The sequence below is a fragment of the Hominisplanchenecus faecis genome (assembly GCF_020687205.1).
Classification (GTDB): Bacteria; Bacillota; Clostridia; order Lachnospirales; family Lachnospiraceae; genus Hominisplanchenecus; species Hominisplanchenecus faecis.
This window is the reverse complement of the sequence record NZ_JAJEQE010000015.1, coordinates 50,856-61,416: the sequence shown is the minus strand read 5'-3', so window position 1 is coordinate 61,416 and position 10,561 is coordinate 50,856. Positions and strand designations below refer to the sequence as shown.

Sequence of the window (10,561 nt, the reverse complement as noted above, 5' to 3'; positions counted from 1 at the left end):
GCAGCAAAAAATATACTGGAAGAAGGATTAAGACGAATAGCATAAAAATAACAATATAGGGCAGGGACTGCCCGAATTAACGCCTGTGGAGATAGTAGGTTACGAGGTCTGCGAAGCAGGAAGCCCATTGGCTTTAGACAATGGGTAGTTCACTGGAGCAAATTCATCATTTCAAGAAAACAGAAAACAAGTGCTGGAAAGTCTGATTTTTGATGTGAAAAAAAGATGTGGAAATGGTGATATATCTTTGTATTGCAAACGAAGGTTAGAAAAGATTCAGGCGATGGATGATCCGAAGATTCCGTATGTCGGGATTTTGATCTGGTGGCTTGAAAAACATATAAAATGAAAGTAAGGCAGAACTTTCTTTCATACATTTTCATTTTCCCCACAGGTACAGGTTGTATTTTTATGGGAATCCATTTGACAAATACAGGAAATTCGTCTATAATGGCGATGAAATGTAACAGATTTGTAACAAATAATTTGATATTTAGTTACAGATCGGTTTTGACAAGTGTGGGGGAAAGGATAAATAATGAAGAGAAAAAGAAAAATCATGTTGGCTGTATTCGCAGTGATGTTTGCGATGCTTTGTATGCCGCAGAGGGCAGAGGCTGCAAGAAAGGCAGTCTGGAAGGATGTTGATGGTGTCTGGTATGCATACAGAGGCAGCAAATTAGTCAGGAACAAGTGGGTTGGCGATTATTATGCCGGTTCGGACGGTTCCCTTGTGAAAAATCAGTGGATCGGAGAGTATTTCGTAGGTGAGGACGGAAAGTGGATCCAGAACTTCAAGGGTGGCTGGTATAAGATCAACAAAAAATATTATTACTATACCCCGGAAGGTGAAAAGCAGCTTGGCTGGATCCAGCTCGGAAAACGGAAGTATTATCTGGATCCGAAGAAAAATGGTGCGAGAGCGACCGGCTGGAGAAGGATCGAGGGATATCGCTATTATTTCAGAAAAAAGAAAGGTTATATGCTGACAGGCTGGAGATATATCAACAAGCAGTATTACTTTTTTCAGAAAAATACAGGAATCTGTCTTCAGGGCTGGTTTCACTGGATCGGTAAAACCTACTATACCGGTGAAAAATATTACCGTGTGACCGGATGGCAGGTGATTGACGGAAAACGTTATTATTTTGCAAAAGACGGAGGTTTGCAGAGCGGCTGGCTTGATTCGAAAGGAAAGAAATATTATCTGGATCCGGACAATGGTTCTGCTGCAGCAGTTGGTCTGCTTTCTGTTGACCGTGTTACATATTATTTCAATGCCAAAGGTGTCATGCAGAAAAACAAGGCAGTCACGATTGACGGCGTTGTCTATAACATTGACCTGAATGGAAGGTGTACAGCAAACATTCAGGACAGGGATGATAATATCACAGACAAGATGTTGTTTTTTACGACGTTTGAGTCAGGAACGGCAGCCTATGCACAGGTTGGTGGAGACAATGGCAATGCCTGTGGCAAATATCAGTTTGACTATCGCTATTCACTGCTTCCATTTGTGAAATATTGTTATGAGAGCAATCCGACATTTTTTGCAGAATTTAAAAAATATGCGGCATACACTGACAGTCAGAAATCACTGCTGAAGGGAAATACGAAATTCTATGCGGCATGGAGAACGATCTACAACAAATCGCCGAAAGGCTTTGCTTCTTATCAGGATGCTTATGCAAAGCGTGAATATTATGATGTGACGGCAGGATATCTGCAGAGCAAATTTAATATCAATATGGATGCAAGACCGGATATTGTAAAAGGAGCAGTATTTAGCTATTCCATCCAGCACGGTCAGTGGACGGCAGCAGGAGCAGTCAAAGCGGCCGGAATCAAAAACAGTACGACGGACGAGCAGTTTTTACAGAAACTGTATGCATACCGCAAAAAAACATATCCGGCGTATACCACGCGTTACAACGAAGAACTTTCCCTTGCATTATCTTTATTGTAAAAAAGACAGCGGTCAGACGAAGAGAACATATTTTCGAACTGACTGCTGTTTTTTGTTGCGAAGCCGTTTTTTTCCTGTTATAATGAATTGGATATCGGTGACACTCGTTTTGTGCCGACCGGAACGAAGTGTAGAATGTGCAGTGATTCTGAGAAGAATATGTCAGTTTTCGCTGACCAGAATCACGCACCAAGTCTCACATGCGTTCGACTTGAAACAAAGCAAAATAATTTACAGGAAATAGAAGAATAGAGGACGATCATGATTCTGGAAGAGACATTAGAGAAAATCAAGAAACCATCACAGGAAGCGATGGAGCGGTGCAGGCAGCACTGGGATTCGATCGCAAAGCCGCTGCACAGTCTTGGCAAACTGGAGGATGCTCTGGTGCGAATCGCCGGGATGACCGGAAATGAAAGGATTCATCTGGATAAAAAGGCACTGGTTGTGATGTGTGCAGATAATGGTGTGGTAGAAGAGGGAGTCACGCAGTCCGGGCAGGAAGTGACAGCGATTGTTTCAGAAAATATGCTGTCTGGCAAGGCAACTTCCAGCATTATGTGCCGATCGACCGGAGCGGATATCTTCCCGGTCGATATCGGGATCGCAAGAGACACTTCTCTTCGAAATGAAAAAGTGGCGTATGGCACGAAAAATATGGCAAAAGGTCCGGCGATGACCAGGCAGGAAGCAGTGCAGGCAATCGAGACTGGCATCCGCATTGTTCGGGAATTAAAGGAAAAAGGTTATCAGATCCTTGCAACCGGAGAGATGGGGATTGGAAATACCACCACCAGCAGTGCTCTGGCAGCCGTTTTTCTGGGGATTCCGGTTGAGGCGGTAACAGGAAGAGGTGCAGGGCTTTCTACTTCCGGGCTGACAAAGAAGATATCTGCGATCCATCAGGCAATCCAGGTAAATCAGCCGGATCCGGCGGACGGCATCGATGTGCTTGCAAAAGTCGGAGGATTTGACCTTGCCGGGATGGCAGGTCTGTTCCTCGGCGGTGCGGCAGAGGGGATTCCGGTTGTGATCGATGGGATCATTTCTGAAGCTGCAGCATTGGCAGCGTATGTAATCTGCCCGAACTGCGTAAATTATATGATTGCTTCTCATCTGTCAAAAGAACCGGCGGCACAGATGATTCTATCGAAACTGGGATTAGATGCCATGCTGGACTGTGAGATGCATCTTGGAGAGGGGACCGGAGCCCTGACACTGTTTCCAATCCTTGATCTTGCCTGTGTGGTTTATAACAGCATGAGTACCTTTGAAGAGGCAAGCATTGAGCAGTATGAGCACTTGGTCTGAGGAGGGGGATGCGATGTTTGTTACGGTGACAGGCGGCAGCGGCAGCGGGAAATCTGCCTTTGCGGAAGAACAGATCCTGAAATTTCCGGAGAAAAACAGGCTCTATATTGCGACGATGGTCTGTTTTGATGAAGAGAGCAGACAGCGTGTGAAACGCCACAGAAAAATGCGAAAAGAGAAGCATTTTGATACCTTGGAATGTCCGACGGATCTTGTCCATGTCAGGATTCCAAAGGACACGGCGGTGCTCCTGGAATGTATGTCCAATCTGGCGGCAAATGAAGTTTTTTCGCCGGAAGGGGCAAAAGAACACGCTTATGAGGCAATCTGTGATGGGATTTTACATCTGAAAGAGCAGGCGGCAGATGTCTGCGTTGTCACGAATGAGATTTTTTCAGATGGTATGGTCTATGATAAAGAGACGGAAAATTATCAGAGGCTGCTCGGAAGGATCAATGCATATCTGGCGGAAATTTCCGATGTCTGCTATGAAGTAGTCTACGGTATCCCGCTTCGGATAAAGTAAAAAAATTTTGATATCACAGCTGCTGTTTCTGGCAGCAGGAAAGAAGAGAATGGCATGAAAAATATAGGAAGAAGTTTGTGCGTTGCTTTTTCGATGTATTCGAAGATCCCAATGCCGCAGGTGGAATGGACAAAAGAAAGTATGCAGTACTGTATCTGCTTTTTTCCGGCAGTCGGGGCTGTGATCGGAGCGGCAACGCTTCTGTGGAATATGCTTGTCGGAGCGAAGCTCTCTGGAAGTCTGCTTTTTACAGCAGTTCTGATCCTGATCCCGGTTTTGATTACCGGAGGGATCCATTTGGATGGTCTTCTGGATACAGCAGATGCACTCAGTTCTTATAAAACAAAAGAAGAAAAGCTTGAGATCTTGAAAGATTCGCATGCCGGAGCATTTGCGATTATCATAGGGATCTGCTGGTTTGTTCTGGATTTCGGGATTTATTCCGAGGCAGATGCCCATACAATAGGACTTCTGGCAATCGGTTTTGTCATTTCCAGGACATTGAGCGGACTTTCACTGGTATCTTTCCGTATGGCGAAAAATACAGGGCTTGCAGCGACGTTTTCAGACATGGCATTAAAGAGCAGAGTGCGGATCGTGATGATCTGTTATCTGATCGTATGTGCCGGACTTTTGCTGTATCTGGATCCACTGTACGGAACGGCAGAGCTGATCGGGGCATTGCTGGTATTTTTCTGGTACCGCCATTTATCTTATGAAAAATTTGGCGGGATCACCGGCGATCTGGCAGGATTCTTCCTTCAGAACTGCGAACTGTTTATGGCAGTCTGCGTGATCGGACTTCGTATTGTTTTACGTTAAGAGCTTGTCATACAAGGTCGACTGTGTATCTTGCGATAAGGATGTCAAAAGATAAAAATCATATGAGAAATGGAGATATCATATATGATATTGATCGTAGGAGGAACGTTTCAGGGGAAAAAGGCGTTTGCAGAGAAACTTCTGAACGAGAAAAGAGAAGATTTTACGGATGGCACAAGCTGTGCTTTTTCGGATATTTACCATGCAAAAGTGCTGTTTCATTTCCATGAGTATATCCGAAGAATGTTGGAGCAGGAAATGAGTGTGCAGGATCTGGCAGAACAGCTGTGGATGAAGAATCCGGATCTTGTCCTGATCAGCAACGAACTCGGATACGGCGTGGTTCCGATGGATGTGTTTGACCGGAACTACCGGGAGACAACCGGGCGTGTCTGCACGGAGATTGCTTCTTGGGCAGATGCAGTGTATCGTGTAGTCTGCGGTATCGGAACAAAAATCAAATGATGCAGCATCCTGGTGGATGGCAGAGGTGCACAGAAGAACCGGGCATTGCGATGCATGGTGTGCATCACTGTGAGCAGTGGACAGCAAACAAAAAAAGGGAACGATATAATATGGATATTTATCTGATACGACACGGAAAAACAAAAGGAAATCTGGAAGGGCGATATATCGGGACAACGGACGAACCGCTCTGCGAAGAAGGAAAGCAAAGTCTTATGCAGATGGCAGATGCGAAAAAGTATCCGGCAGTGGAGGCACTTTTTGTAAGTCCGATGCTGCGGTGCAGGGAAAGTGCGAAGATCCTGTTTCCAAAGCAGTCTATTTCTGTGGTTTCAGATCTGCGGGAATGCGATTTCGGCAGATATGAAAACAAAAATTTTCAGGAATTATCCGGTGATGCGGATTATCAAAGATGGCTTGACAGCAACGGGACACTGCCGTTTCCGGCGGGCGAAGAGCAGAGCCATTTCCGGAAACGCTGTGTGGAAGCTTTTAAAACGATTGTGGCGGAACTTTTGGAGCAAAAGAAATATTCTGCGGCGATCGTCGTCCATGGCGGAACAATTATGAGTATTCTGGAAGCACTGGCGGAAGAAAAAAAGGCATTTTATGACTGGCAGGTTGGAAATGCGATGGGATATCATCTGTATATATCAGATGAGACATGGAAAAAAAGACAGAGATTAACCGTTCTGGAAAAAATCACGTAACGGTTTGGAATATAAAACAGAACAACAGAGGGGAAAATATGATCGCGTATATCAAAGGGGAACTTGTGGAGACACTTCCGGGAAGTGTGATTTTGGATGTCCATGGAATCGGATATCGTATTTATATATCGGGAAGAGAGTCGGAGCAGCTGACGAAAATGAGCAGTCAGGTGAAGCTTCACACTTATTTTCACGTAAAAGAGGATGCGATGCAGCTCTATGGATTTCAGCACAAGGATGATCTGGAAGTTTTTTCACTGCTGCTTGGTGTCAGCGGGATCGGACCGAAGGCGGCACTTGGGATCCTGACTGCATTTTCAGCAGATGATTTGAGATTTGCCGTTTTGTCGGAAGATGCAAAAACCATCGCCAAAGCACCGGGGATCGGTGTGAAGACGGCGAAAAAAATGATCCTGGAACTGAAAGACAAGCTGGATCTGGAGGATGTATTTGAGAAGAAGCTTCTGCATGAACAGGAAGCAGAAGAGACGCTTCCGGATGCAAGAGGAGAAGCAGTGGAAGCCCTGACAGCTCTCGGCTACAGTCCGGCGGATGCTCTGCGTGCCGTGCAGAAGGTGGAGCCGGGAGATGATATGGACACCGAGGCAATACTGAAAGCAGCACTGAAAAGAATGATCTGATCTGAAATTGGAATGATGCCGGGGTTAAAAGTCTGAAATCGCAGGGCATCTTCTGACTTTAAGATCTTAGAATAAATAAAAAGAGGAAAAAAATGGCAAAGCGAATTATCACAACGGATATTCTGGAGGAAGATATATCTTCTGAAAAAAATCTGCGACCGCAGACATTAGAACAGTATATTGGACAGGAAAAAGCAAAAGAAAATTTAAAAGTTTATATCGAAGCGGCGAAGCAGAGAGGCGATACGCTGGATCATGTCCTTTTCTATGGACCTCCGGGACTTGGAAAGACGACGCTTGCCGGTATCATTGCCAATGAGATGGGGGTAAATATCAAGATCACCTCGGGACCGGCGATCGAAAAACCGGGGGAGATGGCGGCAATCCTTAATAATCTGCAGGAGGGCGATGTGCTTTTCGTAGATGAGATCCACCGTCTGAACCGTCAGGTGGAGGAGGTACTCTATCCGGCCATGGAAGACTATGCGATCGACATTGTGATCGGAAAAGGAGCTTCCGCCAGATCGATCCGCCTGGATCTGCCGAAATTTACACTGGTCGGGGCAACGACAAGGGCAGGCCTTCTGACGGCACCTTTGCGGGATCGTTTCGGAGTGGTACATCACCTGGAATTTTATACAGAAAAAGAGCTGCAGACGATCATCATGCGGTCGGCGGATGTACTGAATGTGGAGATCGATCCGCAGGGAGCCGCCGAGCTTGCCAAACGTTCCAGGGGAACGCCAAGGCTTGCAAACCGTCTTTTGAAACGTGTCCGCGATTTTGCACAGGTGCGTTACGATGGAAAGATCACAGGAGAAGTGGCATCCTTCGCCCTGGATCTTCTGGAGGTGGATTCCTGTGGACTTGATCAGACGGACCGCCGGATCCTCTATACGATGACAGAGAAATTTATGGGCCGTCCGGTCGGGCTGGATACCCTGGCAGCGGCAATCGGTGAGGATGCCGGAACGATCGAAGAAGTTTATGAGCCGTTTCTGATCAAAAACGGGTTTATCATGCGTACACCGAGGGGAAGAGTGGTCACAGATCTTACGTATCAGCACCTTGGAATTGAAAAAGAAGAAACGAAATGAAAAAGATTTGTAATATTCTCTTGTAAATAATTGCGATATGAGGTTATAATAGGGAAAGATCATGCGTCAAGTAATTACCGAAAGAGAGGAAGTACACAGGATGTCATCCAAAAACAAAACGGAAGTACTCATTGATGGGAAGATTTATACCCTGAGTGGATATGAGAGTGAAGAGTATCTGCAGCGGGTTGCCACATATATCAATAACAAACTGGCAGAATTAAAAAAACTGGATGGTTACGCAAGACTGTCCCAGGAGTTGAAAAGCATCCTGCTGGAGTTGAATGTTGCAGATGATTATTTTAAAGCCAAGAATCAGGTGGAGATGGTCGAAGAAGAGTTGGCACAGAAAGATCAGGAACTGTACGATTTGAAACATGAACTGATCTCCACTCAGATCAAGCTGGAAGATGCAGCAAAAGAGCTGGAAGCTTTAAAAGAACAGACAACAGAGTACCAGAAGCAGATTGTAAAACTGGAGACAGAGTTGGGCAAGTAATACAGACAGAGGTTGGAACGACACAAAGAGCCGGAGAAAAGGCAGTTCGGCATTGCGTCTGCCAACCTTTTTAAGTTTACATGAAAACAGGTGGCTTTTGCCATGAAAAGTACAGGAGGGATTTTGTGGAAACAGAAGTTCTGGCACCGGCAGGTTCGATCGAAGGATTAAAAGCTGCATTGTATGCAGGTGCAGATGCAGTCTATACAGGAGGCAGAATGTTTGGTGCGAGGGCGTATGCAAACAATCTGTCTGATGAGGAGTTGTCAGAATGCATCGATTACTGTCATCTGCACAATAAAAAATTATATCTGACAACCAATACGCTAATGAAACAGTCGGAGATTTATCAACTGGCAGACTGGCTGGTGCCGTTTTATGAGCAGGGTCTGGATGCCGTGATCGTGCAGGATTTCGGGGCATTTGCTTTTTTGAAAAGAGAATTTCCTAATCTGGATCTTCATGCCAGCACACAGATGTCGGTCCATTCCGTGCAAAGTGCAGCTTTATTGGAAAAACTGGGAGCATCCAGAGTTGTTCCGGCAAGAGAGATCAGCCTGGAGGAGATCGCAGCGATCCGGCAGAATACTTCTCTGGAAATCGAATGTTTTGTGCACGGGGCACTTTGTTACTGTTATTCCGGTCAGTGTCTGATGAGCAGTATGATCGGAGGACGCAGCGGGAACCGTGGACGCTGTGCACAGCCGTGCAGACTTCCTTATGTATATGAAGGAAAAGAGCAGTTCTGGCTAAGTCCGAAAGACATCTGTACTTTGCAGATTTTGCCGGAGATTTTGGAAGCGGGCGTGGATTCTTTGAAGATCGAAGGCAGGATGAAGCGAACGGAGTATGCGGCAGGTGTGGCAGCCATGTACCGCAAATATGTGGATCTTTATCGTAAAAAAGGAAAAGAAGGATATCATGTGGAGAAAAAAGATATCCAGGATTTGATGGATCTGTATAACCGGGGCGGTTTTTCCACAGGATATTATCAGAGATACCATGGTGTGTCGATGATGTCCATGAAGCGGCAGAATCACTACGGGACAGAAGGTGCCATGCTTATGGAACAGAGAAAAGGCGGACAGCTTACTTTTAAAGCACTGGAAAATCTGCAAAAAGGTGATATGCTGGAGTCCGCAACGGTAGCGGAAGATGTGAAAAAAGGCAGGATCTTTTCCATGAAAGTCCGCGATGCGGGCAGACTGCAGAAGGGAGGCATCTGGAATCGCACGTACAATGCAAAACTGATGGAAGGACTGAAAGAGAAGTATATCGGGAAGATCCTCTATGAAAAAATTAAGGGCAAGTTAATGATTTTTAAAGGGAAACCTGTTATACTGACGGTGACATATGACGGGCCGGAAGGCAGGATCACGGCCTCCCAGAGCGGATCGATTGTACAGGCGGCACAGAAACAGCCGATTGCGGAGGAACGTGTAAGAAAACAGATGATGCGTACCGGAAATTCGCCGTATCTGTTTGAACATCTTCAGGTTGTGATGGATGAGGACTGTTTTCTTCCGATGCAGAGTTTCAATGAACTTCGACGGGGGGCTCTGGAAGCATTACAGGAAAAACAGCTGCAGGCTTATCAGAGAAAATCTGACAAATCCGGGAAAACAGGAGAAAACAGCCCGGAGATGGAAAAAGTGGAAGCAGAAAAATCTGCCAATGACGGGAAGCAAGAAAAGAAAGCAAAGCTTTCTGTATCGATCGAACGGGCAGACCTGTTTGAAGAAATGCTGCAAATAGAAGGTGTCAAAAGGATTTATCTTGACAGCAAATGCTTTCTGGATTTCCGGATGTGTGAACAGATTCCGTCGATGGCACAGAGATGCCAGGGGCAGAAAAAGGAGCTCTGGTACATTTTTCCGTCTCTGTTCCGGACAAAAGATCAGGAACTGTGGGATCAGCAGATGAAGCAGTATATGACCTGTTTTGACGGAATGATGGTCAAAAATCCAGAGCAGATCGCATATCTGGAGCAGATCGGATATGACGGAACCTGGGCAGCAGATTACAATGTTTATGCTTATAATAAAGAAGCGAAAGCGTTTTTAAGAAATCTGGGCTGCAGTTTTTTTGTCTGCCCTGCAGAGCTTACGTTCAAAGAATTGAAAGAGCGTGACTGCGATGGCGATGAAATGCTGGTCTACGGAAGGATTCCGGTCATGACAAGCACACAGTGTCTGAAAAAAAGTGCCGGACACTGTCAGAAAACGCCGGATCTTTTTAAGGTACGTGATCGCAAGGGGAAAGAATTCCCGGTAAAAAACTGTTGCAGTTACTGTTATAATGTGATTTACAATTCTGTTCCGGTTTCGCTGCACGGATGGAGCGAAGAGGTGCGAAAATGCAGCCCGGCATCTGTACGGCTGGCGTTTACGACAGAAAGCAACAAAGAAGCGGCGGCAGTCGCGAAGCGATTTGTGAAAGAATATCTTTGGGGAGAAGAACTGGGAGAGCCGGGATATGAATTTACAAGAGGACACTACAAACGAGGAGTGGAGTAGGTGAAACG

General features: G+C 45.7%; 11 protein-coding genes. All 11 read left to right on the top strand.

The genetic code is table 11. The annotated features are described in order from the left end of the window. The first annotated feature begins 214 nt into the window (after positions 1-214). Positions 215-349: a hypothetical protein gene (locus tag LKD42_RS15085; protein ID WP_283094967.1), complete on the top strand. Its 135-nt coding sequence runs from the start codon at positions 215-217 to the stop codon at positions 347-349. Positions 350-559: 210 nt separating this feature from the next. Continuing rightward, positions 560-1,966 carry an N-acetylmuramoyl-L-alanine amidase family protein gene (locus tag LKD42_RS06400; protein ID WP_248835158.1) on the top strand — a complete coding sequence of 469 codons (1,407 nt, stop codon included), beginning with the start codon at positions 560-562 and terminating at the stop codon, positions 1,964-1,966. A 261-nt stretch (positions 1,967-2,227) separates the two neighbouring features. Continuing rightward, on the top strand, positions 2,228-3,277 hold the full coding sequence (gene cobT, locus LKD42_RS06395; protein ID WP_022119215.1) for a nicotinate-nucleotide--dimethylbenzimidazole phosphoribosyltransferase: 1,050 nt from the start codon (positions 2,228-2,230) through the stop codon (positions 3,275-3,277). A 13-nt stretch (positions 3,278-3,290) separates the two neighbouring features. Further along, entirely contained in the window at positions 3,291-3,803 is a 513-nt protein-coding gene (locus tag LKD42_RS06390; protein WP_022119214.1) for a bifunctional adenosylcobinamide kinase/adenosylcobinamide-phosphate guanylyltransferase, read from the top strand. 54 nt (positions 3,804-3,857) lie between these two features. Beyond that, a complete protein-coding gene (locus LKD42_RS06385; RefSeq protein ID WP_173865783.1) occupies positions 3,858-4,625 on the top strand; it encodes an adenosylcobinamide-GDP ribazoletransferase in 768 nt (255 codons plus the stop codon). 84 nt (positions 4,626-4,709) lie between these two features. After that, complete coding sequence (locus LKD42_RS06380; RefSeq protein ID WP_147631708.1) at positions 4,710-5,090, top strand: bifunctional adenosylcobinamide kinase/adenosylcobinamide-phosphate guanylyltransferase; 381 nt, start codon at positions 4,710-4,712, stop codon at positions 5,088-5,090. Further along, a complete protein-coding gene (locus tag LKD42_RS06375) occupies positions 5,087-5,800 on the top strand; it encodes a histidine phosphatase family protein (RefSeq protein ID WP_248835157.1) in 714 nt (237 codons plus the stop codon). Before LKD42_RS06380 ends, LKD42_RS06375 begins: the two co-directional genes overlap by 4 nt. A gap of 38 nt (positions 5,801-5,838) precedes the next feature. After that, complete coding sequence (gene ruvA, locus LKD42_RS06370; protein ID WP_248835156.1) at positions 5,839-6,441, top strand: Holliday junction branch migration protein RuvA; 603 nt, start codon at positions 5,839-5,841, stop codon at positions 6,439-6,441. Positions 6,442-6,533: 92 nt separating this feature from the next. Further along, positions 6,534-7,538 (top strand): Holliday junction branch migration DNA helicase RuvB, encoded by a 1,005-nt coding sequence (ruvB, locus tag LKD42_RS06365; RefSeq protein ID WP_248835155.1) that lies wholly within the window; start codon positions 6,534-6,536, stop codon positions 7,536-7,538. A 100-nt stretch (positions 7,539-7,638) separates the two neighbouring features. Next, on the top strand, positions 7,639-8,037 hold the full coding sequence (gene zapA, locus LKD42_RS06360; RefSeq protein WP_248835154.1) for a cell division protein ZapA: 399 nt from the start codon (positions 7,639-7,641) through the stop codon (positions 8,035-8,037). Positions 8,038-8,162: 125 nt separating this feature from the next. Next, a complete protein-coding gene (locus LKD42_RS06355) occupies positions 8,163-10,553 on the top strand; it encodes a U32 family peptidase (RefSeq protein ID WP_248835153.1) in 2,391 nt (796 codons plus the stop codon). The last annotated feature ends 8 nt before the right edge of the window (positions 10,554-10,561 follow it).

Bases quoted from the DNA above. Each gene is read 5' to 3' on its own strand.
- cobT (WP_022119215.1), top strand. From the start codon at position 2,228: ATGATTCTGGAAGAGACATTAGAGAAAATCAAGAAACCATCACAGGAA.
- LKD42_RS06390 (WP_022119214.1), top strand. From the start codon at position 3,291: ATGTTTGTTACGGTGACAGGCGGCAGCGGCAGCGGGAAATCTGCCTTT.
- ruvB (WP_248835155.1), top strand. From the start codon at position 6,534: ATGGCAAAGCGAATTATCACAACGGATATTCTGGAGGAAGATATATCT.
- LKD42_RS06380 (WP_147631708.1), top strand. From the start codon at position 4,710: ATGATATTGATCGTAGGAGGAACGTTTCAGGGGAAAAAGGCGTTTGCA.
- zapA (WP_248835154.1), top strand. From the start codon at position 7,639: ATGTCATCCAAAAACAAAACGGAAGTACTCATTGATGGGAAGATTTAT.
- LKD42_RS06375 (WP_248835157.1), top strand. From the start codon at position 5,087: ATGATGCAGCATCCTGGTGGATGGCAGAGGTGCACAGAAGAACCGGGC.
- LKD42_RS06400 (WP_248835158.1), top strand. From the start codon at position 560: ATGTTGGCTGTATTCGCAGTGATGTTTGCGATGCTTTGTATGCCGCAG.
- ruvA (WP_248835156.1), top strand. From the start codon at position 5,839: ATGATCGCGTATATCAAAGGGGAACTTGTGGAGACACTTCCGGGAAGT.
- LKD42_RS06385 (WP_173865783.1), top strand. From the start codon at position 3,858: ATGAAAAATATAGGAAGAAGTTTGTGCGTTGCTTTTTCGATGTATTCG.